This is a genomic window from Bacillus sp. 7705b (genome assembly GCF_002289525.1).
In the GTDB taxonomy this organism is placed as follows: domain Bacteria; phylum Bacillota; class Bacilli; order Bacillales; family Bacillaceae; genus Bacillus; species Bacillus halotolerans.
In genome coordinates this window covers 1-24910 of the sequence record NZ_NSDH01000049.1, presented here as the reverse complement: position 1 = coordinate 24910, position 24910 = coordinate 1, and the positions used below count along the sequence as shown (strand labels likewise).

General features: G+C 45.6%; 22 protein-coding genes and 1 pseudogene. 17 read left to right on the top strand and 6 right to left on the bottom strand.

The features are described 5' to 3' along the window. Positions 1–64: 64 nt before the first annotated feature. Together acoR and CJU60_RS18785 are read left to right on the top strand one after the other, a co-directional pair. Positions 65–1882, top strand: coding sequence for an acetoin dehydrogenase operon transcriptional activator AcoR (gene acoR / locus CJU60_RS18790; protein WP_095714610.1), 1818 nt, complete (start codon positions 65–67; stop codon positions 1880–1882). A 52-nt stretch (positions 1883–1934) separates the two neighbouring features. Then, positions 1935–2114, top strand: a complete 180-nt coding sequence (locus CJU60_RS18785) for a small acid-soluble spore protein H (protein WP_010333419.1) — start codon at positions 1935–1937, stop codon at positions 2112–2114. Positions 2115–2150: 36 nt separating this feature from the next. On the opposite strand, the gene CJU60_RS18780 is transcribed toward CJU60_RS18785, so the two are convergent. The 5 genes from CJU60_RS18780 to CJU60_RS18760 are packed head-to-tail and all read right to left on the bottom strand — an operon-like array spanning position 2151 to position 5421. Beyond that, a complete protein-coding gene (locus CJU60_RS18780) occupies positions 2151–2480 on the bottom strand; it encodes a YnfA family protein (protein ID WP_081638253.1) in 330 nt (109 codons plus the stop codon). A 50-nt stretch (positions 2481–2530) separates the two neighbouring features. Next, positions 2531–3085, bottom strand: a complete 555-nt coding sequence (locus CJU60_RS18775; RefSeq protein ID WP_095714609.1) for a YfjD family protein — start codon at positions 3083–3085, stop codon at positions 2531–2533. Positions 3086–3101: 16 nt separating this feature from the next. Beyond that, positions 3102–3887: a hypothetical protein gene (locus tag CJU60_RS18770; protein ID WP_059353378.1), complete on the bottom strand. Its 786-nt coding sequence runs from the start codon at positions 3885–3887 to the stop codon at positions 3102–3104. Positions 3888–3898: 11 nt separating this feature from the next. Beyond that, positions 3899–5101 carry a hypothetical protein gene (locus CJU60_RS18765; RefSeq protein WP_024120613.1) on the bottom strand — a complete coding sequence of 401 codons (1203 nt, stop codon included), beginning with the start codon at positions 5099–5101 and terminating at the stop codon, positions 3899–3901. Positions 5102–5106: 5 nt separating this feature from the next. Continuing rightward, positions 5107–5421 (bottom strand): WXG100 family type VII secretion target, encoded by a 315-nt coding sequence (locus CJU60_RS18760; protein ID WP_024120614.1) that lies wholly within the window; start codon positions 5419–5421, stop codon positions 5107–5109. A gap of 334 nt (positions 5422–5755) precedes the next feature. On the opposite strand from CJU60_RS18760, the gene glvA reads away from it, so the two are divergent. From glvA to lnrN, 14 genes and pseudogenes are all read left to right on the top strand, one after another. Beyond that, on the top strand, positions 5756–7105 hold the full coding sequence (gene glvA, locus CJU60_RS18755; RefSeq protein ID WP_024120615.1) for a maltose-6'-phosphate glucosidase: 1350 nt from the start codon (positions 5756–5758) through the stop codon (positions 7103–7105). 65 nt (positions 7106–7170) lie between these two features. Further along, a complete protein-coding gene (locus tag CJU60_RS18750) occupies positions 7171–7935 on the top strand; it encodes a MurR/RpiR family transcriptional regulator (RefSeq protein WP_024120616.1) in 765 nt (254 codons plus the stop codon). A 14-nt stretch (positions 7936–7949) separates the two neighbouring features. After that, the gene (gene malP, locus CJU60_RS18745) at positions 7950–9533 is read left to right on the top strand and encodes a PTS maltose transporter subunit IIBC (RefSeq protein WP_059353376.1); all 1584 of its coding nucleotides are present in this window, start codon (positions 7950–7952) and stop codon (positions 9531–9533) included. Positions 9534–9642: 109 nt separating this feature from the next. Next, positions 9643–11973: a peptidase G2 autoproteolytic cleavage domain-containing protein gene (locus tag CJU60_RS18740; protein ID WP_095714608.1), complete on the top strand. Its 2331-nt coding sequence runs from the start codon at positions 9643–9645 to the stop codon at positions 11971–11973. A gap of 603 nt (positions 11974–12576) precedes the next feature. After that, complete coding sequence (locus CJU60_RS18735) at positions 12577–14298, top strand: ABC transporter ATP-binding protein (protein WP_095714607.1); 1722 nt, start codon at positions 12577–12579, stop codon at positions 14296–14298. Beyond that, positions 14292–16106 (top strand): ABC transporter ATP-binding protein, encoded by a 1815-nt coding sequence (locus tag CJU60_RS18730; RefSeq protein ID WP_095714606.1) that lies wholly within the window; start codon positions 14292–14294, stop codon positions 16104–16106. Before CJU60_RS18735 ends, CJU60_RS18730 begins: the two co-directional genes overlap by 7 nt. A 162-nt stretch (positions 16107–16268) precedes the next feature. Further along, on the top strand, positions 16269–16673 hold the full coding sequence (catD, locus tag CJU60_RS18725; protein WP_024120620.1) for a DoxX family oxidoreductase CatD: 405 nt from the start codon (positions 16269–16271) through the stop codon (positions 16671–16673). A gap of 17 nt (positions 16674–16690) precedes the next feature. Continuing rightward, the gene (catE, locus tag CJU60_RS18720) at positions 16691–17548 is read left to right on the top strand and encodes a catechol 2,3-dioxygenase (RefSeq protein ID WP_095714605.1); all 858 of its coding nucleotides are present in this window, start codon (positions 16691–16693) and stop codon (positions 17546–17548) included. Between the two features lie 91 nt (positions 17549–17639). Further along, positions 17640–17715 (top strand): annotated as a pseudogene (locus tag CJU60_RS22255) (hypothetical protein); the annotation flags it as partial. Positions 17716–17845: 130 nt separating this feature from the next. Further along, positions 17846–19048 carry a sensor histidine kinase gene (locus CJU60_RS18715; RefSeq protein ID WP_038954171.1) on the top strand — a complete coding sequence of 401 codons (1203 nt, stop codon included), beginning with the start codon at positions 17846–17848 and terminating at the stop codon, positions 19046–19048. After that, the gene (gene lnrK / locus CJU60_RS18710) at positions 19045–19707 is read left to right on the top strand and encodes a two-component system response regulator LnrK (RefSeq protein ID WP_095714604.1); all 663 of its coding nucleotides are present in this window, start codon (positions 19045–19047) and stop codon (positions 19705–19707) included. Before CJU60_RS18715 ends, lnrK begins: the two co-directional genes overlap by 4 nt. 143 nt (positions 19708–19850) lie before the next feature. Further along, a complete protein-coding gene (locus CJU60_RS18705) occupies positions 19851–20786 on the top strand; it encodes an ABC transporter ATP-binding protein (RefSeq protein WP_095714603.1) in 936 nt (311 codons plus the stop codon). Between the two features lie 11 nt (positions 20787–20797). Beyond that, positions 20798–21988 carry an ABC transporter permease gene (locus tag CJU60_RS18700; RefSeq protein WP_095714602.1) on the top strand — a complete coding sequence of 397 codons (1191 nt, stop codon included), beginning with the start codon at positions 20798–20800 and terminating at the stop codon, positions 21986–21988. Positions 21989–22002: 14 nt separating this feature from the next. Next, the gene (gene lnrN / locus CJU60_RS18695) at positions 22003–23160 is read left to right on the top strand and encodes a linearmycin resistance permease LnrN (RefSeq protein ID WP_095714601.1); all 1158 of its coding nucleotides are present in this window, start codon (positions 22003–22005) and stop codon (positions 23158–23160) included. A gap of 103 nt (positions 23161–23263) precedes the next feature. Here the strand turns inward: lnrN and CJU60_RS18690 are convergent, their stop codons facing one another. Further along, the gene (locus CJU60_RS18690) at positions 23264–23827 is read right to left on the bottom strand and encodes a PadR family transcriptional regulator (protein WP_095714600.1); all 564 of its coding nucleotides are present in this window, start codon (positions 23825–23827) and stop codon (positions 23264–23266) included. 407 nt (positions 23828–24234) lie between these two features. Here CJU60_RS18690 and CJU60_RS18685 point away from each other — a divergent pair, with 407 nt between their 5' ends. Then, positions 24235–24867: an esterase EstB gene (locus tag CJU60_RS18685; RefSeq protein ID WP_095714599.1), complete on the top strand. Its 633-nt coding sequence runs from the start codon at positions 24235–24237 to the stop codon at positions 24865–24867. Positions 24868–24910: the final 43 nt, after the last annotated feature.

The window sequence follows — 24910 nt, the reverse complement described above, 5'->3', positions numbered from 1 at the left end:
GAAAGCGCTTTATTTTTCCCCTACAATAGATGAAAACGGCGTGTAAGGGAGGAACGATCAAGGAATGAATTCGATCCCGAACGATTTGCAAACCTGGAAACGTTTTGTGAAAGACGGCGTGCTGGACGAAGCCCGAATAAGAAAAAGGATAGCCGAGTCCTGGCACCGCTGCAGAAAGGCTGAGGTTAACCCCTATTTAGAAAAAGGCCCGAAGGTTTTGCAGCAAACGGAACTGGATCAGCAGTCAAACAAGCATTCATTCTTTCTGTCTACCGCAATGCCTTACCTGGAAAAACTGCTGCCCGCAATAAAAGAAATGGAAATGATGGCGCTATTAATTGATGCGGACGGCATGGTGCTGGCGCTTGACGGCCATCGCCTCGCGCTGCATGAAGCCAAACGCATTAACTTTGTCGAAGGCGCGTGCTGGACAGAAACGGCGGTTGGCACAAATGCAATTGGAACGGCGCTTCACATTAGCGAGCCGGTTGTCATTCAAGGATCAGAGCATTATTCTGTCGCCTCCCATCACTGGAATTGCTCAGCAGCACCGATTCATTATGAGGACGGCAGTCTTGCGGGGGTGATTGATATCTCTTGCCCGGCAGCGCATGCACAGCCAAATATGCTCGGCATTGCCGCGGCCATTGCCTTTGCCGCGGAACGAGAATTGGCAGCCAAAAGCAGGGAGAAAGAGCTTGAACTGCTCAGCCGCTTTGCTGATAGGACAGCGTCCCGTGTACCGATCGTGCTTTGTAATGCCAAACAGCACATCATCGGCGCAAGCCTGCCGATACGATCGTCAATACCGGATTGGCAAGGCCGGCATCTTTATGAGTTGAAGGAAAGGGGTTTTACAATCGATAAAGCGGTCACCATGGGGGACAGCGGCACTTGTTTTTATTTATCGGAACAAAAGAAAAAGCCGGCCTTTCGATTCAATGGAGTCCTCGGACAAAGCAGGCAATCGCAAGCGATGCTCAAAAGCCTCGAACGAGCGGCCGCGGCTGATGCGACAGTTTGCCTGTCGGGTGAAACCGGCACGGGCAAGGAAGTCGCGGCCCGCGCGCTTCATGAAAACAGCGACCGTAAGAACGGCCCGTTTGTAGCCGTGAATTGCGGAGCGATCCCGTCGGATTTAATCGCAAGCGAGCTGTTCGGCTATGCAGAAGGCGCTTTTACAGGAGCGAAACGAGATGGCTACAAAGGCGCCTTCCAAAAAGCGAATCACGGCACCTTATTTCTAGATGAAATCGGAGAAATTTCTCACTCGATGCAGGTGGCGCTTTTACGGGTGCTTCAGGAACGCAAGATTACGCCGGTCGGCGGGACAAAAGAAATTCCGGTTGATATCAGAGTGATTGCAGCCACACATTGTGATTTGCGTGAACTCGCAGAAAGCGGAAAAATCAGAGAGGACCTGTTTTACCGCCTTCATGTCTACCCGATTCATCTTCCTCCGCTGCGGAACCGCCTCGAAGATATTGAGGCCCTCTTTGCGTGCTACACACAGAAAAATGGATGGCCGGGAGAGCTTCCGCCTGCCTTTTTGGACGTACTGAAGCAATGGAAGTGGCCGGGGAATATCCGCGAGCTGTTTAATGTCTTTGAACGCCTTTCCATCAGGTTTCCGGACGGACGGCTGAGTGACGAGCCGCTTTCCTTATTGCTCGAAGCGTCGGGCTTGCCGATCGGCCCCGTAAAAGAAAAGGGGGCTGAAACAAAGGCGCTTACTCTCCGTGAGCAAATTCAAAAAGATATCCTCATCAATGCGCTTGAAACGGCAAAAGGAAACGTCTCCCAAGCCGCGAAAATCAGCGGCATTCCGCGCAGCACCTTCTACAAACGATTGAAAAAATTTAATATGACCGCTGGATCATAAAGCATACTTCTTTCAAGAAATGGAAACGTTATGGGTGAAGGAGGGTGTTGAGATGAATATACAGAGAGCGAAAGAAATCGTGGAATCACCGGATATGAAGAAAGTAACTTATAACGGAGTTCCGATTTACATTCAGCATGTGAATGAAGAAACCGGAACAGCAAGAATTTATCCGCTGGACGAACCGCAGCAGGAGCATGAAGTGCTGCTGAACAACTTAAAAGAGGATTAAACAAACATGGCCCGCTTTCATAAGCAGGCCATTTTGTTATGCTCGCGGCGCGAATAAGATCACACAAACCCCGATCAGACAAATCAGTGCGCCGATCCAGTCATACAGATCAGGAGTTTTCCGATCGACAAGCCACCCCCAAAAGACAGCTAGTACGATGAACACCCCTCCATAAGCGGCATATACACGGCCGAAGGAAGGGAAGGATTGAAACGTCGGGAGAATGCCGTATACAATCAATATCAGCGCCCCGGCTGCCCCGTATCCGACGGGCTTCGCTTCTCTCAGCCACAGCCAAATCAAATAGCCTCCGCCAATTTCAGCAAGTCCCGCCGCGAGAAATAAAAGAATGGTCATCAGCATCACGCGCACCCCTCAAACTTCAATTACATTTCATTATAAAGGAGAGAGAGGCGTTAAAGCTTTGGATTCTCTTCAAATTCCTTTACATACACACTGCGCTGAATCTCCGTAAACTGGCTGATCCAATTGTTTTTCGCCTCTTCCGTCATATGGGGCAGCATATAACGTTCAACCGCTTCAAAAAACAAAGGGTTTGGAATGATGTTCCAAGTCGGAATGCGAATTGTCTTGTGGTCAGTTGTTTGAATTATGACATCTTCCTGAAAAATCCCTTTTAAGCGGTATTTATTGCGATTCATTTCAATTTTCTTGATATCGGCAAATTTCACAGCTGCTTTGTCAGTGAATATCTCACCATCTTTTCCGGTTTTAATACGGAAGATGATATTTCCCCTAGGGGTAAAGGCAGGAAAAAAGATGATAAATAAATATAAACAAAACAAGGTGAATAGAAAACCTGCTGGAATGGCTAGGAGATAATATTTCGTTTGAAAGGTAATCCCCATATAAAACAGCCATAAACAAGCAAGCCCCATACCGGCAGATCCGACAAAAGCCCATATTCTCAGGAACATTCTGCTTTTGACTTCGACTACTTGATTTTCCAATGCTCTTCTCCTTTTATCAATTCAGATTCTCGTTCGGTTTTGAAATGATTTGATTTACAACATCCTTATGAGCAGCCATGACAGTAAATTCATTCTGGGTGATACCCGTTACAAGCCAAGTATGGCGGGTGCCGGGCAGGATAAAAGCCATGTCATCCACTTCCGGTGCGTTATCTTTATCGTAAGACAGGCGCATCAGGGTATCCATCTTTCCTTTACGTAATGACAAATCATTTATAAACCGGGTAATGTCCTCTTGGTAGTCGTGCTTTCCAAGGAATTCCTTCAGGTATGAGGGAGTCTCGGAAGCACCTTCCAGAAGTGCTTCAAATTCTTTTGATGTCAAAGTCAGGATAGATTCGCTTTTATCCTCGGTATCTATTATATTTAAAAACTCCGCTGTTTTTGTAAGTAATCCGTCGCTTGATTCCATTTTTTTTATACTATGTACTTGCTCATCAAAAAGAAGCTCATGGGAGTAGGTGCCAAATTTTGAAACATGGCAGGAAACATTCCGTTCGCTGCCTTGCTCGTCAAACTTGGAAAGCTTCACTGTATAGTCCGCGTCATTTAATACGTGGATAAACGGGCAATACTCGTCCTTTAACCTGTATTGATGATTCCGATATTCAGCAGCATCCTTCGCCAAAAGCGAACGGCAGGCTGCTTCAAATAAAAATCCGAGCTGCTCATCCTCTATTTCAGGAAAATAGGCTTGCTTCAGTGACATGCCCTGTTCAAAAAAGCCTTCGCTGTAAAAACAAAATATGAGCTCTTCTAAGCTGATCGTAAACTGATTCATGATTTATTCTCCTATCCGAATGAAAGTTTGCCTTTAAGGAAATGAGTTGCGCCGTGTATGAGCGAGTCCGCCGTTTTCTTTGCTTTGGCCATTCCTTTATGAATTGTTTTATTGGCCGCATCTATGCCGTCATTCACCGTTTTCACGACTTTACCGGCAGCTTCCAGACCTTTTTTGGCAGTATTTACAACAGCATGAATCGGTTCTTTCAGCTTTAAGGCTGCCTTTTCGGCGAAACCTGCCGTAAATTTGGCAATTTGTTCTCCTACCACTCCGCCAACATAAGAGCCAGCTGCGCCAAGGAGGACAGTACCAACAGGGCCTGCAAAACTTCCGATCGCCCCGCCTATTACAGCGCCTGCCGTTGCGCCGCCAGCGACAAAAATAGTGTTATTGACTGCATTGCCAACAGCTTTTGCATTTTCCCGTTTGAGCACTTCGGGTTTGTCTTCGTATTTCGCGTAATTTTCGGCGATCTTTAAGCCTGCTCCAAACGTTTCTGTCGCTCCGGTTATGAGTGTCGCTGTAATGGCATTTCCTTTTGCGAATTTCAAGCCTGTTTTTCCGACATCCTTCAGTGTTGAGCGTACGCCGGCTTCATTAACAAATCCTCTTGTATAGCTCCTTACGCTGTTTGAAAAATCCACCGTGTCCTGCGGAAAGTATTTTGTAAACTTTTTATGTACCAAATCAGAAAATGGCCGGTTTGTCTTTTTAAACAGATATTTTGGGTTCAAAAGCACTCTGGCTGCTTTTTGATAACGGGAGCTGTCTACTGCTCTGGAAATGTCCAATAGAAGCTTTGAATGCCGTGCAGTATGTAAGCCGCTTGGCTGTTTCACAAACTTTGTAAGCCCTAATCCGTAGTATTTTCCCTGGGTCAGCATCAGGGCGGTTAAGCTTGTCATCGTTCCGTATTTGTCGTAAGCGTTATAAAGCTTTCGTAAAATATTGTCTTGCTCAACAAATTTGTCGCTCGTTTTTCTAATGAATATCTCATTGTCACTCAGCTTGCTGACGAGTGCTTTTCCTGAGCTCCAAGCATCCCCAACCCCCGAAAAACAGCTGCTGTAGCGGGGATCGCATTGTAAAATCAGCTGTCCCAGCTCCGCATGCAAATCCTTATATTTGTTTTCCATATCAGTTAATTCTGTGACCACATCATTTGCCAGCTGTTCAAGCTTATCCGGATCAACTGCAATGTTTCCTGACACGCTATTCACCTCTCGAGTTTATGTCTTTCCTCTCTTGCTTTTCTTTCTAATTCTTCCATTCTGGCAATCTCAGCTTTTCGTTCTTCTATTTTTACGGCAGCTGCCTTAAGTTCCTGGCTTGTTTCAAGCAGCTCCTGTTCGAACTGATCGTAGGCGGCTTTTGTTTCCTCGAAATCCTGGTCGAATGTGTCTCTTGCTTTTCCCTGCCACGCATCGCCCAATGCAGATAACCGGGAGTCAAGGAGCATTTTTGAGCTTCTGACCTCTTCTGCGGCTGCACTGTACTGATTTGCAAGCTCGATGACTTTATGTGAGTCCAACTTTTGTCCCCTGCCTTTCCTAAATTAACGCACAAATGGATGTTTTATATAAATGATTATAAATAATTCGGCATGTATCCGAATCGTACAAAAGAACCTTTTCATAAGAATTGGAAGGGCGTATATTCACTCAAATTTCACAGATGATGAGACTTTGAGATTACAAAAAAGGTAAAAAAATCAAATTGTTGAACTGATAGATAAGTGAGAAATTTCCCGCTCAATGGGAAAAAAAACTAAAACTGATCAAATGACCTAAGTGCGCCAAAAGCATTACGAGACAAGCTGTCACATGATATAAATAAAATGTAAACGTTATCAAGGAGGTCGTCATATGAAGAAAAAATCATTCTCAATCGTAATAGCGGGCGGAGGGAGCACATTTACTCCCGGGATTGTTCTGATGCTCTTAGACCATTTGGATGAGTTTCCGATCAGAAAGCTGAAGCTGTATGACAATGATAAGGAAAGACAGGAGCGGATCGCGGGGGCCTGTGACGTTTTTATCAGAGAAAAAGCACCCGAAATTGAATTTACAGCGACGACTGACCCGGAAGAAGCTTTTACAGACGTTGATTTTGTCATGGCACACATCAGGGTAGGGAAATACGCGATGCGTGCGCTTGATGAGCAAATTCCGCTGAAGTACGGAGTTGTGGGCCAGGAGACGTGCGGACCGGGCGGTATCGCATACGGTATGCGTTCAATTGGCGGCGTGCTTGAAATATTAGATTACATGGAAACATACTCGCCAGATGCGTGGATGCTGAATTACTCCAACCCGGCGGCGATTGTGGCGGAAGCAACGAGACGCCTCAGACCGAACTCGAAAATCCTCAACATCTGTGATATGCCGGTCGGTATCGAAGACCGTATGGCGCAAATTCTCGGCCTGTCCTCAAGAAAAGAAATGAAGGTCCGGTATTATGGATTAAATCATTTCGGCTGGTGGACATCCATTCAGGATCAAGAGGGCAATGATTTAATGCCGAAGCTGAAGGAACATGTGTCTCAGTACGGGTATATTCCGAACGCAGAGTCCGAGGCGGTGGAGGCGAGCTGGAATGACACGTTCGCAAAAGCGCGTGACGTGCAGGCCGCCGATCCGTACACATTGCCGAATACGTATTTACAATATTATCTGTTCCCGGATGACATGGTGAAAAAATCAAATCCGAACCATACGCGGGCAAACGAAGTCATGGAAGGACGCGAAGCCTTTATTTTCAGCCAATGCGACATGATTGCACGCGAGCAGTCCTCTAAAAACAGCGAAATCAAAATAGACGATCACGCGTCATATATCGTCGATCTTGCCCGCGCCATTGCCTACAATACAGGTGAAAGAATGCTTTTAATCGTTGAAAATAACGGCGCAATCGCAAACTTTGACCCGACAGCGATGGTAGAGGTGCCGTGTATCGTCGGCTCAAACGGGCCTGAACCGATCACAGTCGGAAACATTCCGCAGTTCCAAAAAGGACTGATGGAACAGCAGGTATCAGTTGAAAAATTGACAGTTGAGGCGTGGACGGAAAAATCCTTCCAAAAGCTATGGCAGGCGCTCATTCTCTCAAAAACAGTGCCGAACGCCCGTGTGGCAAGGCTTATTCTCGAAGATTTATTGGAGGCCAACAAAGATTTCTGGCCTGAGCTTGATCAAAGCCCGAGCCGTATCTCATAACTGAAAAATCCCCCATTTTCGAAATCTATATTGTATATAATAGAAAGAAAATGGGGGGATCTGATATGCAGCTCGAAGAACTGATTAATCAGCATTACAGTAAATTAAATGACAATGATTTTCATATTTTGAAATATATATTGAATCACAAGAACACGTGCTATCGTCTTGGAATCGATGCCCTTGCGAAAGCATGCAGCGTATCGCGTTCCTCGATTTTGCGTCTTGCCCAAAAGCTCGGTTTCAGCGGCTACAGTGAATTTCGCGTTTTTTTGAAGTGGGAAGATCAGCCGGAAGAAGGCGAGAGTATGAGTTTTCAAAAGCTGCTGGATGATATTGAAGCAAATTTGAAGTTTATAAGGACAAAGGACATGACGGACATGTGCCAGCTGATTGATGAAGCGGACCGCATTTTCGTGTACGGGTCCGGAACGGCGCAAAAGATATGCGCCCATGATTTGCAAAGAATGTTTATCCCTCTCAATAAGTATCTGATTTTAATTGAGGGCAGAAATGAATTTGACCAGATGCAGGATGATTTTAAGGTGAATGACCTGTTTATCATCATTTCGCTGTCCGGAGAAACGCCTGAGCTGATTCCGCAGGCAAGAATGCTTTCCGCAAAGGGAGTTCCCTTTATTTCCATTACGAATTTGAAAAACAATGTCCTCGCCCAGCTCACACCGCATAATCTTTATGCGACAAGCAAGCCCGTGACATTGAGTGATAAAAAAGAAATTGTCGCTTTTGCGCCGTTTTTTCTCGTTGGCGAAGCATTGTTCCGCGCATATGTTGATTACAAAGAAGCTGAAAAAAACGACATTGAGTAGCAGGGGGTTTTGGTATGATGCAAAAAGTCCAGCGCTTTGGAAGCGCGATGTTTGTGCCTGTATTATTATTTGCGTTCGCCGGCATTATCGTGGGTGTCAGCACGCTTTTCAAAAACGAAACCCTGATGGGGCCGCTCGCTGATCCTGATGGGTTTTGGTATCAGTGCTGGTATATCATTGAGCAAGGCGGCTGGACGGTATTTAATCAAATGCCGCTTTTATTCGCCATCGGCATTCCAGTCGCTTTGGCGAAAAAAGCTCAGGCACGCGCTTGTTTGGAAGCGCTTACGGTTTATTTAACGTTTAATTATTTTGTCAGCTCGATCCTGACAGTCTGGGGAGGCGCCTTTGGCGTCGATATGAATCAAGAGGTCGGCGGAACGAGCGGATTAACGATGATTGCCGGCATTAAAACGCTTGATACCAACATTATCGGGGCAATCTTTATTTCTTCCATTGTCGTATTTTTGCATAACCGCTATTTTGATAAAAAACTGCCTGATTTTCTCGGCATCTTTCAAGGCTCCACGTATATCGTCATGATTTCCTTCTTCATTATGATTCCGGTCGCTCTGGCCGTGTCTTTTATCTGGCCGATGGTCCAAACGGGAATCGGGTCGCTTCAAAGCTTTCTTGTCGCTTCCGGGGCGGTGGGCGTTTGGATTTACACATTTTTGGAACGGATCTTGATTCCGACCGGTCTTCATCATTTTATTTACACGCCGTTCATCTACGGCCCGGCTGTGGCGGAAGGCGGGATCGTCACGTATTGGGCGCAGCACCTTGGTGAATATTCACAAAGCGCCAAACCGCTGAAGGAGCTGTTCCCGCAAGGCGGATTCGCGCTTCACGGCAATTCAAAAATCTTCGGCATTCCGGGGATTGCGCTCGCGTTTTATGTCACAGCCAAAAAGGAAAAGAAAAAACTCGTTGCCGGCCTGCTGATTCCTGTCACACTCACGGCCATCGTCGCCGGCATCACAGAGCCGATTGAGTTTACTTTCTTATTCATCTCTCCTTTCCTATTTGCGGTTCACGCCGTACTCGCCGCGACAATGTCGACGGTCATGTATATGGCCGGTGTTGTCGGAAACATGGGGGGCGGGTTAATTGAGGCGGTTACCCTGAACTGGATTCCGCTCTTTGGCAGCCACGGTATGACGTATGTGTATCAAATTCTGATTGGACTCTCATTTACTGCAATTTATTTTTTCGTCTTCCGATTTCTGATCCTCAAATTCAATATTGCCACACCGGGACGGGAAATTGACGATCAGCAGGAAACAAAGCTGTATTCGAAACAAGAATACAGAGAAAGAAAAAACAAAAAGGACGAAACAGCCTCCGCTGCAGAAACGGCAGATGAAACCGCTGCATTGTACATCGAAGCGTTAGGCGGAAAAGACAACATCACCGAGGTCACAAACTGCGCCACCCGCCTCAGAGTCAGCGTCAAGGATGAAAAAAAGGTCGAACCCGACAGCGTCTTCCGCGCGCTTGGCGCACACGGCGTCGTCAGAAACGGGAAAGCGTTTCAGGTGATTATCGGATTGAGTGTGCCGCAGATGCGGGAGCGTGTGGAAAAATTACTAAGTTGAATAGTCAAGGTTTATCAGTGCGCTGTTTTAAGACAGCGCATTTTTGTTTGTCATACGTTTGCCACCTATAAGTGCAAGGGATGTTTATCGAAAATTAGGGGGTAGAAAAATGGAGAATTATACAACATTTTTAGGTCTTTACAAACCTGAAAAAATTGAAAGCATTGAGATTGATTCAAAGCTTGCTGAGAATTTTGAAACAATCGATCGTAAAATTGGGACTGCGCTTTATGATGGAACAACAACATTTGAAAACTTAAATGAACGACTCAAAATGTATGAAAACAGATTTGAGTATCATGAAGAACGAAACGTAATGGATTATGGAGCCAAAGGAGACGGAGTTACGGATGATACGCAAGCATTTCAGGATGCGATGGCCGAGGGCGGTTATCTGATAAAAGTTCCTGCAGGCGTATTTAGGGTATCTGGATTGCTTGTTCCTTCGAATACAATGCTGGTTGGAGCAGGTAAGAAAAGAACCATCATCAAGTTATTAGACGACACACCAGTGGGTCACTCTGTACTTACCAATAGTGATCATACAAATGGTAATGAAAATATCTATATTGGACATGTAACACTGGACTGGAACAAAGATACGCGCCCTGCTGGGTGGAAGATCCCTAAAGGCCCCACCTCAAGCTGCTTGCTTTTTGCAAATGTGGATTACTCATTTGTAGAGCATGTTTTTGCAAAAAATGCCGGCCTTCACGGATTCGATGCTACAAGCCCAAATTATAACAGACACGGAGAAAATGATGATCCTGCCTTTTATCAGCCTGGTGGCTGCAACTTTGTAACCTTTTCATATTGCGAAGCAACAGGCTCGGGTGATGACAATTTCACATGTCACTTTGGAAAGCATACGACTTTCAGTCATTGTCTATCCTATCATCCAATGGGGTTAAATGATGGATCTTCAAATACAAACTGTTTTGAAATTGATGATGGGTCTCAGGATGTAATGGTTGATAGCTGTATCGCAATTGGAGGAGTTCGAGGATTTGAAATTAAAGCTCATGACTATGCTCCGGCTGCGAAAAGAGTTCAGCTCGTGAACTGCCGTGCCTATGAGAATGCGATTAGTTTTTGCATTCGGCATATAGGACACCACACAGCAAGTGATCCTCAATCAGCATCAGCTCATGATGTTCAGCTGGCTAACTGTATCGCATATAACCCTAAGCCAAATGATCTTTATAAAGGTACCGGACCGAATGCTCTGCAAATTTCAGGCTACGATGGTGTCAACGTGGTGAATTTTCATGCTATATGCGATGATTCATCAATTAACTATAAGGGAAATTCAGTAGTAAGTGTGTATTATAAAGGACGCCTAATCAATTTGAAGAATATAACGATTCGAGGATTTAAGACTGCTGATAATGATATTTATATTGTAGGTGGCGACAATTCTGTCGGCAAAGTAATGATTGATGGTGTGACTTTAATTGATTCAGGCGAAAAGGGTGTTGTTTTCGGGAGCGGTATGTACGAGTCTGTAGTTAGTAATGTATGGGGGCAAAGATCGCCTAAAAATAACAGTGGTACTGTTGGTATATATTCTACTGATCCAGATCTCAATGTTTCTAATTGTGATTTTTCAGGCTATGAAACCGATTTTAAAATTGGCGGAGTCGTAACGCCGTACTTTTTGTTTAAACATAAAGGAAGCGGGGTTATTGGTTCTCGTGAATCTCATGCTACTGGAAATAATAATTTTGTAGCCGGATCAGTTCGGGGAAGAGCAACTGGCGCTGCTCAATCTTCAGTGATCGCCTCATATAATACGATCAATCCGAATTCAGACTCAGTTGCTCTGGGATGGGCAAGCGGGAGCACACCATCCTCAGCAAACAGAAAGATTGAACTTCATGCAAAAGATGGAACGATTAAGGCTTCAGGAAGCATAAAAAGTTCCCAAACGTTTACCGATTACGCTGAGTACTTTGAGAGTTTAAGCGGTGAAAAAATTGCGACAGGAACCTTGGTTACTCTTGAAGGAGATAAGATTAGACCTGCGAATAAAGGTGACATTATGCTTGGCGTTATTTCTGAAACAGCAGGTGTGATTCTTGGTGAGTCAAGCTTTCATTGGTCCGGAAGATACTTGAAGAATGACTTTGGCGGATATATTTATGAGAAACAGAAAGGTGCTAATGGCCAGCTCGTCATGGCACCTAGAGAAAACCCTGAATATAAGCCGGATAAGAACTATGCTTCTAGGGAAGAGAGGGATGAATGGAATGTTGTGGGGCTTGTAGGGCAGGTTTATGTAAGATGCGACAGCACAGTAAAAGCTGGAGACTTTATTCAAGCGCATAACGGAATTGCAACAAAAACTGAATCTCCTAAACAAAACTGGCAGGTCATGAGAGTAATAAAAGAGTTCGACAAGAGCAAGGAATATGGAGTGGCTTTAGTTTTTATTAGGTAATATAAAATGTGCAGATCCTAAATAGAGGTGCTTCAATTTGCACTCTATTTAGGGTTTTAAATAAGATTTCAGAAATGTATCACCTCATTTTTTATCAGAGAAGTATTCCTCGCAAAAAAGGTCTTCGTTTTAAAATTTCTATTTTATATTTTTCCTTTAGTTCAAGTTATCTTTCTAGTGTCTTTTCATTGACCTAAGTCAATCCCGCACCTTAACTTCTGTGGAGTAAAATTACTGATATGCTTTTAGTGAATGGAGATCAGCCAGGAAATGCTCTCAAATGGTGAGTATTGTCATCAATCGGTTTTATTGCATTCGGCTCGATGGGTACTGAGAAGCCTCTTTTCGGAGCGTATAAAGCCCGATTGCTCTGCTCTTAAAACATTCGCACGGTTTCCTTTCAATTCACTTTCCATTCCTATGCTGCATTGTCTCTTTGCGGCCAGACGAACTCCTTTTAAAACACAGTCTCTAAATCGATATTAGATTCAGAGTTTTTTCTTTGCTTTCATAACACATCCTAAAAGTAAAATTCTTTCATCAAGCCCCGCAAACAATTAAAATAAAAAGTACATATTGCTAAAGGGATTTGGAGGCTTTTACATGTCAAAGGCTTTATCATATTTAAAACCATACTCACTTCTGGTGGGAATTGCGCTGATTCTCATGCTGACGGAACTCGCGGTTGAACTGGTACAGCCTCTATTGATCGCAAAAATCATCGACGATGGGATTTTGAAGCAAGACATGCGGCACGTTTGGATATGGGGTGCGGTCATGATCGGTCTGACCATTTTATCATTTGCGGCGGGTATGCTGAATTCCTTTTACGCTGCCCATGTCAGCCAAAGCTTTTCCTACGATACGAGAAAAGGGCTTTTTCAAAAAATTCAGTCCTTCTCTTATTCAACATTTGGACAGTTTTCGTCCTCATCCTATATGACAAGGCTGACAAATGATGTAACACAGGTGCAAAACCTGATTTTTATGAGCCTGAGGTTTATGCTGCGTGCGCCGTTAATGATTTTGGGCGGCATTGCGCTGTCACTCGCCGTTAATGTGAAGCTCGGCTTTTTTCTTCTTGTGACGATTCCGATCCTGATTTTGTTTTTGCTTTGGGTACTGAAAAAGGGCGGGGCGCTGTTCCGGTCTGTGCAGAAGCGGCTGGATCAGGTGAATACGATCATGCAGGAGAATTTAACTGCGATCAAGCTGATTAAAGCGCTGCTGCGCGGAAGCCATGAGGTCAAGAGATTTATCAAAGCAAACACGATGCTGATGCAAAAAACGGTCTCGGCATTTCAGCTTGTAGAATTTACGATGCCTGTGCTGATGCTGCTGATGAACCTCTGCATTCTTTTTATTTTATGGGCGGGAGCTCACAGCATCACAAGCGGAGGTTCTCAAGTCGGCGATGTCGTTGCGGTTATTAACTATGCGACACGAATTACGGGTGCGCTTTCTATGTTCCCGTTTTTGATTATGATTTTCACCCGGGCAAAAGCCTCAGGCGACAGAATCGGCGAGGTGCTTGAAACAGAAGGTGACGAGCAGGAGGAAGGATTACTCTCATCTCGCTTGTCAGGCCGAATTGACTTTCAGGATGTGTCCTTCCGATATCCGGATATGGACAGAGAAGCGCTGCGCAATGTCTCATTTTCCGCAAAGCCGAAAGAAACGATCGCGATTCTCGGGGCGACAGGATCAGGGAAATCGACGCTTTTTCAGCTCATTCCGCGGCTTTATCAGCCGGATTCGGGCAGCATTTACATAGATGAAAAGCCTATTGATGACTTTCCGGCGGAGGGCCTTCGCAAGCAAATCGGATTTGTGCCCCAGGAAGTGCTCTTGTTCTCAGGCACGATCAAAGAAAATATTGCTTGGGGCAAAGAAAATGCTTCACTTGATGAAATAATGGAAGCGGCCAAACATGCGCAAATCCATGAAACGATCATGAAGCTTCCGAAGGGATATGATACCGTCCTGGGACAAAGAGGCGTCAATTTGTCCGGCGGTCAAAAGCAGCGGATTTCTATTGCAAGGGCACTGATCAGAAAACCCTCCATCCTTCTTTTGGATGACAGCACAAGCGCGCTTGACCTGCAAACGGAAGCGAATCTGCTTGAGGCCATCAGCACATATGAGTGCACAACCTTAATCATTACACAAAAAATAATAACGGCCATGAAAGCTGATGAAATCTTGCTGCTCGAGGATGGAGAGCTGATAGAAAAAGGCACACACAGCCAGCTGCTTTCTGACTCACATTTATATAAGCGCATTTACGAGTCACAATTCGGAAGGGAGGGGAGCGAGTCGTGCTGAAAGACATCCGCAAGCCTTTCCAATATCCCAAAATCCCAATCGATAAAAAAGAACGCGCCAAAAAAAGGGCGAAAGCAAAGGATACAAAAGGCACCCTGAGACGAATCTGGTCTTACCTGGCAGAACGAAAAGGGCTGCTCATACTCGTTATGCTGATGGTCGTAATCAGCGCGATATTCGGCCTCCTCGGCCCCTTTGTGATCGGAAAGGCCATCGACCATTTCATCGTCGGCCAGACGGTCAGCGGGCTTATTCCCGTTCTGCTCATTCTGCTTGGCATATATCTCATTCAATCTTTATCACTCTGGTTTCAAAACTATTGGATGATCACGATTTCGCAAGGCACAGTTTTTAGAATGCGAAGCGAGCTGTTCACCCATCTGCATGAGCTGCCGATCCCGTTTTTTGATAAACAGCGGCATGGTGAGCTGATGAGCCGGGTGACCAATGACATCGAAAATGTCAGCTCCACTTTAAATACGTCGGTGATTCAAATTCTGTCGAGTGTCATCACTTTCGTCGGAACGATTGCTGTCATGCTGTATATGAGTCCGCTTCTGACGGTGATCACGCTGACGATCATTCCGGTAATGGCGGTGAGTCTGAAATGGATCACAAACCGTACGGGAAAACTGTTTAAAGAACAGCAAAAAAACCTCGGCGAGCTGAACGGATATATAGAAGAAAGCATTTCAGGCGCAAAGGTCATCAAAGCGTATTCACGGGAAGATCAGATTACAGCTGAATTTCTGGAAAAAAACGCTGCACTCAAGACTTCAGGCTTCTGGGCACAGACGATTTCCGGCTTTATCCCGAAAGTGATGAACTCTTTAAACAATTTAAGCTTTACGATCATTGCTGCAATCGGCGGACTGTTTGCGCTGAAAGGCTGGATATCCATCGGCACCATCGTTGTCTTTGCCGAGTACTCAAGACAGTTCACACGCCCTTTAAATGATCTGGCCAATCAGTTTAATACGATGCTGTCCGCTATTGCCGGCGCTGAACGGGTGTTTGACGTGCTGGATGAAAAAGAGGAGCGTGAGGATGAAAAGAATGCCCTGCATCAGCCGATACAAACAGGCGGCATTGAATTCCGAAATGTTTCCTTCGGCTACGAGGAAAACAATCAGACGCTGAAACACCTCCAATTCACAGTGCCGGCCGGGCAGTCAATCGCCTTTGTCGGCCCGACGGGAGCGGGAAAAACCACTATTACCAATCTGCTTGCCCGTTTTTATGAGCCCAATGAGGGGAGCATTTTAATTGACGGGATTGATATTAAAAAGCTGACAAGGGCGAGCCTGAGAAAAAATATGGGGTTTGTGCTTCAGGACTCGTTCTTGTTCCAGGGTACGATCAGAGAAAATATCCGCTACGGCAGGCTCGATGCCTCCGATCAGGAAGTCGAGGCCGCAGCAAAAACAGCGAATGCCCACAGCTTTATTGAGCGGATGCCAAAAGGATATGATACAGTGCTGACGCAAAACGGCTCGGGCATCAGTCAAGGACAGAAACAATTGATCTCCATAGCAAGAGCCGTGCTGGCCGATCCGGTTCTGCTCATCTTGGATGAAGCGACAAGCAACATTGATACCGTAACAGAAGTGAAAATCCAAGAAGCGCTTGCCCGCTTAATGGAGGGGAGAACGAGCGTTATCATTGCCCATAGGCTGAATACCATTCAAAGAGCGGATCAGATTGTCGTATTAAAAGACGGCGAAATGATTGAAAAAGGCAGCCATGATGAGCTGGTACGCCAAAAAGGATTTTACAGTGACTTATACGAAAGCCAATTTCAGAAATAAAGAAAAAGACCTTTGTCCTGCACAAAGGTCTTTTTTGTTACAGATTTATAGTACTTTTATTTCAATTTCGTAAAATGTAACAAAATTACTTGACGTAAACAAGTTATGTATATATACTAGCTTACATTAAGTAAGTGATAACATTTATCAAGGAGGATAAAAATGAATAAATCATTTGAAATTGGCACATTACTTTTAAGAGTCATCACAGGTATTATCTTTTTTGTTCACGGTTTATCAAAGTTTCAGGCAATGGAGGGCACCATCCAATTTTTCGGCAGCATAGGCCTTCCAAGCTTTATGGCGTATGTCATCGCAGCGATTGAACTCGTTGGCGGAGTGCTCGTCTTTTTCGGATTGGCTACACGTATTGTAGGTGTTCTGTTTGCTCTCACATTGATCGGAGCCATTATTACAGTGAAGCTGAAAGCGCCATTCATGGGCAATGCAGAATTTGATTACCTTCTGCTTTTGACATCCATTCACCTGGCGCTTACTGGAAGCAGATTCCTGGCACTGGACCCATTTGTGTTTAAAGCAAAAAAGAACGAAAACGTATCAGCATAAGAAAAGAGGCATACAGCATGACCAGCATTCATGAGGATACAACCATTGGCTATGTCAAACTCACAATCCGCAGTCTGGAGCGTTCCCTTCAGTTCTACTGCAACGTGATCGGCTTTCAAGTCTTGAATAAGACGGACCGCCAAGCTGAATTAACGGCTGACGGAAAACGCCCCCTGCTTATTTTGGAAGAAAATCCAAGCGCTGTCGTCTTGCCTGAACGCACGGTAACGGGCCTCTATCACTTTGCGATTCTGCTTCCCAACAGAAAGGAACTTGGTATCGCACTCGCCCGCTTGATTGCAAACGGGATTGCCCTCGGACAGGGAGACCACGCTGTCAGCGAGGCGCTCTATCTCTCTGATCCTGACGGAAACGGAATTGAAATGTACGCTGACCGTCCCCGCAGCACTTGGCAGCGGGATCGTGAAGGAAACTACGTCATGACAACAACTGCTGTCGACACCGAGGGCCTTTTGGAAGAGGCCGGAGAAGAGCGGAAAACAACGCTTCCAAACGGTACGGTCATCGGGCACATTCATCTGCATGTCAGCGATCTGAAAGAAGCAAAAGCGTTTTACACAGATGTGCTGGGCTTTGACATTGTCGGAGACTATGCGGGCATGTCTGCTCTCTTCATTTCAGCCGGTGGCTACCACCACCATATCGGCTTAAACATCTGGGCTGGGAAACATGCGCCGCCTAAGCCGGCAAATGCGAGCGGGCTCGACTATTACACCGTTGTCCTGCCTTATCAGGAGGAACTCAAACGTGTGGCGGACCGAGTCAAAAACGCTGGATATTCGCTTGAAGAAACGGAAAACCATTTTCTTGTGAAAGACCCTGTCTCCGGAACACATATCAAATTTGTGATTTAACTGTCATCCCTTTGCCGTAAAAAACGGCAGGGGGATTTTTTATTTCTGTCCGCCTTGTTATGGTGAGAGAATCAACCTGTAAGCGTTTGACATGGAACTGAACCATCTTGTAACGGGCACAATCGCCTTAAATAGAGCAAAATAATGCCTCATTTTACATCCATTATTCGAATAAATAAGTGGAAGCGCCGCATATGACATAAAGTTCATATGCGGTTTTTATTTTCCAGAAACATCTGTAAAAAATAACAAGAGGCAGGTATGATAAGAAAGGAATTGCTTATAGGAGTGATGAGCGTGAAGGCTCTTTTATTTACAAGAATTTTCACCTTGATGGTGAGCTGTTCGATGTATCTGTCCCTCGTAAAGGATGATAACTGGTTTGAATATCTATTTATAGCGTTAGGAGCTGCCGTGTATGCAGCCAATCATTTTCTGCTGAAAACAGAGAAGTATGACGTCTGGTTTTGTCTGATTGATCTTACGGTCGGCTTTTCGTTTGGATTCATGTTTCCCGGCAATGGTTTGTTCATTATTATGCTATGCCCGGTAGCTGTCGCATTTTTTCTGCGCGGGTTCAATAGAAAAATGGCATGGTTTTTGTTATGTCTTTGCTCAATTTTGTTTTCAATTGTCCTCATACGTACATATCTGCTAGCCGGCAATGAATACGTCATGGATCACATCACCAGCATGACATTTGTGGTGTTCTGCGGGGTGGTCGGCAAATTAATCCGCAAACTTCTTGAAGCACAAGAAACGGCAAAACAGCAGTTTCAGGAACTGACGGATTCGCATCGGGCGCTGTCAGCAGCACACCAGGAGCTGCATTTATATGCGAAGCAGGTCGAAGAACTCACTGCCATTCACGAGCGGAACAGAATGGCACGGGACATCCATGATACAGTAGGGCACAAAATGACGGCGCTTCTTGTCCAGCTGCAGCTTCTGCGTGAATGGCAAAAAAGAGACAGCCGAAAAGCAGATGAGACAGTCGGCGTCTGTGAAACGCTCGCCCGTGAAGCACTCGGCGATATCCGCTTATCAGTCCGAACCCTGCAAACGGAGAACGATCCCTCATTCATTGAATCGCTGAAACAACTGACAGAAGACTTTTACAAAAATGCGGGCGTCACATCCGAACTGACGGTCAGCGGCGATCCTGCGCTGGTCCCGCTGTCTCTGCATCCGACTGTGATCAGAACGGTGCAGGAGGCGCTGACCAATGCAAAACGTCACGGCGGCGCCACTGCCTGCTCGATTCAGCTCACGTGTTCACCGGAAACAGTCAGTCTTTTAATTAAAGATGACGGAAAAGGAAATCCTGAGGCCGCGCTGGGATTTGGTCTCTTGAATATGAAAAAGCGGGCGGCCGAGCATGGCGGGATGATCCGTTTTGAAAGCGAGCGGGATCAAGGATTTACCGTGATTGCGGAATTTTCTTTGGCTAATAAAAAATGGAGCTTTGGGCCCGCACAGCAAAAGGAGAGTTTATCATGATTAAAATCATCATTACCGACGATCAGGATATCGTCAGAGAAGGGCTGGCGTCTCTGCTTCAGCTCCGGGAAGAGCTCGATGTCATCGCCACGGCGCGAAACGGACAGGAAGCCTTTGAAAAGGCGAAAGAGCTGGAACCGGATATCGTATTGATGGACATCCGCATGCCGGTGTCCAACGGGGTGGAGGGAACAAAATTGATCACCAGCTCGCTGCCGGGCGTAAAGGTGCTGATGCTGACGACCTTTAAAGATTCAGAGCTGATTGCCGAAGCGCTTGAAGAAGGGGCAAGCGGGTACCTGTTAAAGGACATGTCAGCCGATACGATTGTGAAAGCGGTGATGACTGTTCAATCAGGAGGAATGGTGCTCCCGCCGGAACTCACAGCCCAAATGCTGAATGAATGGAAACGAGAAAAACAGCTGAAAGGAACGGAAGAGAAAGAAAAACCGAAGGAACTGCTCGACCTGACCGAGCGTGAAATGGAAGTGCTGGCTGAGCTCGGGTACGGACTGAACAATAAAGAAATTGCCGAAAAGCTGTACATTACAGAAGGAACAGTGAAAAATCACGTGTCAAACATTATCAGCAAACTGTCGGTCAGAGACAGAACCCAAGCCGCCATTTATTCCGTCAGACATGGCGTATCTGTCTTTTGATAGATGACGTTTGGCATATGCGTTACCTTGAAAAGGCCTGTCACAGGCCTTTTTTTTATGCCCGATGTTCTATCCGGCGCCACATGTTTCACGCCTCAATCTCTTCTACAATGGCAATGGGATAAAAAAAGGAGTGAATCGGCGTGCTTCAAGCAGAAAATATCAAAAAGGCATACGGAAAAAAAACAATTGTCAAAGGAATCTCTTTTTCCTTGAAAAAGGGTGAGTCGTTCGGACTGCTCGGACCGAACGGAGCGGGGAAGTCCACAACCATTTCTATGATTTCCGGACTTGTGCCGCTTGACGGAGGGGAGATTACAGTCGACGGGTATGTCATCGGCAAAGACACGAACAAAGCCAAACAAAAAATCGGCATCGTCCCGCAGGAAATCGCCCTGTACCCGACACTGACGGCTCAAGAAAATCTCGTATTCTGGGGGAAAATGTATGGACTCACGCATGGAGAGGCCAAAAAAAGATCAGCAGAAGTCCTTGAATATGTAGGGCTTACTGAACGGGCTAAAGATAAAATCGAAACATTCTCCGGCGGAATGAAACGGAGAATTAACATCGGCGCCGCCCTTATGCATAAGCCTGAGCTGCTTATCATGGATGAACCGACCGTCGGCATCGACCCTCAATCGAGAAATCATATTTTAGAAACAGTCAAACAGCTCAACGAAACAGGCATGACCGTGATCTATACGAGTCACTACATGGAAGAGGTCGAGTATTTATGTGACCGGATCGGCATTATTGATCAGGGAGAAATGATTGCGATCGGCACAAAAAACGACTTGTGCAGCCGTCTTGGAGGAGACACGATCATCCAGATGACTGTCAGCGGGGCAGATGAAGGATTTCTTTCAGCTATCCGCTCGCTTGCCCATGTGAATGATGTAACAGTGAATGAATCAGAGCTCAAAATTGAGGTTGCTGCGGCGCACCATGAGAAAGTAGTCACCAGCCTGCTCGCGGAAGCCGCTGCCCATCAAACGAATCTCCTGTCTCTTCAGGTTCAGGAACCGAATCTGGAACGGCTGTTTCTGAATCTGACAGGCCGCACATTGCGGGATTAGGAGGGGCGGCGATGAAAAAAGCAATATGGATCGCATGGAAAGATGTCAAAATCAGAATCACGGACAAAAAAGGGTTTATGATGCTTATCCTAATGCCGCTGATTTTAACAGCCATATTAGGGGCCGCTCTTGGATCAATCCTTGGCGGAGGCAGCGAGATTGATGAAATCAAAGTCGGCTATGTCCAGTCTGATCAGTCAGGCGCGTCGAAGATGTTTAAAACAGACGTACTTGAAAAAATGAAGATGATCAAGGTCGCAGAAGCCGGCAGTAAAAAGGGAATGAAAAAGCTGCTGGCGGAAAAGAAAATTGATGTCGGAATTGCCGTCCCGGCACATTGGGGATCCGGCAAGAAACCGGCCGCTGTTTATGCTGGCACTGATCAGGAATTAAAAGGCTCTATCATAGAAACGGCTGCAGTGTCTTTTATAGATCAATACAAGGCGGTACGAGAAGCGGCATCCGCCTCGATGGAATATGTCACCAAGACGGAAGCTGTAAAACAAGGAAAGCTCAATCCTGCCCTCATTGCAGAAAATTTTGCTAAGACGCTTGAAAAAGAAGCGGGTGCCAGGCTTGCTGTTACGGAGAAATCAGTCGGCGCAAAAGAAGTTACCAGTTTTCAATACTATTCGGCGGCAATGCTTTGCATGTTTATGCTGTTTCATATGACGGTCGGCGCGAAATCATTTTTGCTGGAAAAGGAAACAGAAACCCTTGCCAGACTGCTGATGACGCCTGCACAAAAATACGCCATTCTCTTCGGGAAGTGGCTCGGAACCTATTTGTTTGCCATTATACAATTTTTCATTTTTCTTATTGTGACCATCAATATATTTGATGTGGACTGGGGAGACAATCTCTTGTTTGTGTGCGTGCTGGGGCTTTCCTACGCAGCAGCTGTATCCGGCATTTCAATGCTTCTTGCTTCGTGCATCAGCGATATGAAGTCAGCAGATGTTTTAGGCGGTTTTGGAATTCAGGTGCTTGCCGTTCTCGGCGGTTCTATGCTTCCGTTTTATCAATTTCCGGATTTTCTGCAATCTGTTTCAAAGGCGGTGCCAAATCGATGGGCGCTCGAAGGCTTTCTTTCCTTAATGGAAGGGGGAGGCTGGGCTGAACTTCAAACGCCGGTCCTTCTTTTTGCGGCAATCGGTCTTTGTTCACTGGCTGTTGGCATCAGAAGGCTTCACACAAGATAAGGAGGTAAAACACGGTGAAAAAAATCATAGCCATTTGCGGCGTTGAGCTTTCTCTCATTTTTAAGAAGCCGCAGAACTATTTAATGATGTTCGCTGCCCCGCTGCTGCTGACTTTTGTGTTCGGCGGTCTGCTCGGCGGAAATGATGATAAGATGCGGCTTGCGATCGTCGATCAGGATGATACGCTTCTTTCACAGCATTATATCCGGGAGCTCAAGCAACATGATGATATGTATACATTTCAAACGATGACTAAAAGCAAAGCTTCAGAAAAACTGAAACAAAAGAAAATTGCCGGAGTCATCACCATTTCCCGCTCTTTCCAAGAGAAGCTGGAAAAAGGAGAGAAGCCGGAGCTGGTCTTCAGCCACGGTCCAGAGCTGACAGAAGCGCCAGTCGCTAAACAGTATGCCGAAAGCAAGCTGGCAAAGCTTAACATTCAGGTAACCGCGGCAAAAACAGCGGCCGAGGCGGCGGGGGAGAGCTGGAAATCGGCTTATAAAACGGTAATCGCCAAAGATCATGGAGATAGCGCCCCAGCTGTAAAACGGGAATCTCTCAATGATAAAAAAGAAGGCAAGGGTGTAAGTGGCACAGCTTCACGAGCTGCAGGCTTTTCCATTCTGTTTGTGATGCTGACAATAATGGGGGCAGCCGGCACGATATTAGAAGCGCGAAAAAGCGGCGTCTGGCCGAGACTGCTCACCGCGTCTGTCAGCCGCGCGGAAATCGGAGCGGGGTATGTGCTGTCATTCTTTGTGATTGGCTGGATTCAATTTGGAATGCTGCTTCTCGCATCCCATTGGCTGTTTGGAATCAGCTGGGGCAATCCGGCTGCGCTGATCGTGTTAGTATCCTTTTTTCTGTTTGCAGTCGTTGGCATCGGGCTGATGATTGCTGCCCATGTCAGAACGCCAGAACAGCAGCTTGCTTTCGGCAACTTGTTCGTTATTGCGACGTGTATGGTGAGCGGAATGTATTGGCCGATAGAAATTGAGCCGAAGCTGATGCAGTCCATTGCTGACTTTCTCCCGCAAAAGTGGGCGATGAGCGGACTGACAGAAATTATCGCTAACGGGGCAACCATCACGGATATACTCGGCATTTGCGGCATCTTGCTTGCTTTTGCCGCCGTCACCTTCACAGCGGGGCTGAAAGCGCTCCGAACGTAAAAGCATCCGCCTCCGGGCAGATGCTTTTATCATTATATCGTGTGTTCTGTCAGGTTCAGTCTTTGTTCCAAGTGTTGTTTGCCGGACGGCCAGTCACCTTCGATTAAGGCCGCTCCTGGGTATTCTCTTGTATCATGGCTAAAATATGCTCCAGCCAGGATACGTAATTCTTTTCCCGTTCCAGTGCTTTTGTCAGTACCAGATAGTGGCCGAAATCCGGTGAAGAAAACGACATTGGCTCCGCTGAGGCCATTAGCTTTTCATAACTGCCTTGCAGATCAGCGAGCTTCTCCTTGCGCTTCAGCAGCTGGTCTGTAAACAAGTCGGCTGCCTCCTGGCGTGACAGAGAAGAAATGAAATAAGCCTTCAGCATAAATTCATCCTTCACTGTTTCCGGAATAGGGTGGTGGCGGGTCAGCCACACGTGAAGCTCCTGTTTTCCGCTGTCTGTCAGGGTATACATTTTTTTCTCAAGTTTTGTGCCCTGAATCGTTGTCCGGAATGTGATAAAGCCTTCATCTGTCAGCTTTTTGAGCTCCGGATAAATCTGGCTGTGCTTGGCGCTCCAAAACTGGCCGAGCTCCGCTTTGAAATAACTTGTAATATCATATCCGCTCAATTCGCCTTTTCGTAAAAGCCCTAATATGGCGTATTTTAATACTCTCATGCTGTCCTCCGTGTCTATGGCTGTTTTTGCAAACCAGAAGTTTTTTAAATGCCCTGCCGCAAAATCGTATCGTTCTTTTCTCTTATACGGAAAACAAAATTGAATTCCTTCTTGATACTCGTCCTATATAAAATAGTGAATGCCATCTTATGTTTAGCTTTCATCTGTTCCCTATATTATAGGAAAGGGAGACTGGGAACACAACCGCATGTCTCCTACGCTTATTGTCCTTTCAAGTTTCTTTCGAGTATATGGATCAAGTGTACTGCAGACAACTGCCAATCGACAGAATTAGGATTTAATCAAAATAATAGGTAAATTGAAGATTCTGATAAGTTTATATTTACCAAGTTTAAATTTAATTGTATAATCATTCTGGTAAATACATAATTGAGGAGAAACGTCAAATGAAAAGATTACTTATTGCATCAACTATTTGTCTATCAATGATTTTGTCTATTCTAGCAGCTCCGCCTTCAAGTGCGAAGGCAGAAACAGCACATAACCCTGTTGTTCTTGTTCATGGGATTAGCGGTGCATCATACAATTTTTTTGCTATTAAAAATTACTTAATCTCTCAGGGCTGGCAAAGCAATAAACTGTATGCGATTGATTTTTATGATAAAACAGGGAATAACCTAAATAACGGCCCGCAGCTTGCAGCATATATTGATCGCGTTTTAAAAGAAACAGGAGCTAAGAAAGTAGATATTGTGGCTCATAGTATGGGAGGAGCCAATACGCTGTATGCTATAAAATATTTAGGCGGGGGCAATAAGATTCAAAATGTTGTCACGCTCGGAGGGGCTAATGGTTTAGTGTCATCTGTTGCGCTGCCGGGTACAGATCCTAATCAAAAGATCCTCTATACATCGATCTACAGTCTGAATGATGAAATTGTCATCAATAGCTTGTCTCGATTACAAGGAGCCAGAAACATCCAACTGTATGGCATTGGACATATTGGATTGCTTTCTAATAGCCAAGTCAACGCCTATATCAAAGAAGGATTGAATGGCGGAGGATTAAATACGAACTGATGCTTCAAAGATAAGCGGCTATGTTAAAACCTGCTGTTTGGTT

Excerpts from the sequence above, each read along its gene's own strand:
- acoR (WP_095714610.1), top strand. The coding sequence starts at position 65 with ATGAATTCGATCCCGAACGATTTGCAAACCTGGAAACGTTTTGTGAAA.
- CJU60_RS18785 (WP_010333419.1), top strand. The coding sequence starts at position 1,935 with ATGAATATACAGAGAGCGAAAGAAATCGTGGAATCACCGGATATGAAG.
- CJU60_RS18770 (WP_059353378.1), bottom strand. The coding sequence starts at position 3,887 with ATGAATCAGTTTACGATCAGCTTAGAAGAGCTCATATTTTGTTTTTAC.
- glvA (WP_024120615.1), top strand. The coding sequence starts at position 5,756 with ATGAAGAAAAAATCATTCTCAATCGTAATAGCGGGCGGAGGGAGCACA.
- CJU60_RS18750 (WP_024120616.1), top strand. The coding sequence starts at position 7,171 with ATGCAGCTCGAAGAACTGATTAATCAGCATTACAGTAAATTAAATGAC.
- malP (WP_059353376.1), top strand. The coding sequence starts at position 7,950 with ATGATGCAAAAAGTCCAGCGCTTTGGAAGCGCGATGTTTGTGCCTGTA.
- CJU60_RS18740 (WP_095714608.1), top strand. The coding sequence starts at position 9,643 with ATGGAGAATTATACAACATTTTTAGGTCTTTACAAACCTGAAAAAATT.
- CJU60_RS18735 (WP_095714607.1), top strand. The coding sequence starts at position 12,577 with ATGTCAAAGGCTTTATCATATTTAAAACCATACTCACTTCTGGTGGGA.
- catD (WP_024120620.1), top strand. The coding sequence starts at position 16,269 with ATGAATAAATCATTTGAAATTGGCACATTACTTTTAAGAGTCATCACA.
- catE (WP_095714605.1), top strand. The coding sequence starts at position 16,691 with ATGACCAGCATTCATGAGGATACAACCATTGGCTATGTCAAACTCACA.
- lnrK (WP_095714604.1), top strand. The coding sequence starts at position 19,045 with ATGATTAAAATCATCATTACCGACGATCAGGATATCGTCAGAGAAGGG.
- CJU60_RS18700 (WP_095714602.1), top strand. The coding sequence starts at position 20,798 with ATGAAAAAAGCAATATGGATCGCATGGAAAGATGTCAAAATCAGAATC.
- CJU60_RS18690 (WP_095714600.1), bottom strand. The coding sequence starts at position 23,827 with ATGAGAGTATTAAAATACGCCATATTAGGGCTTTTACGAAAAGGCGAA.
- CJU60_RS18685 (WP_095714599.1), top strand. The coding sequence starts at position 24,235 with ATGAAAAGATTACTTATTGCATCAACTATTTGTCTATCAATGATTTTG.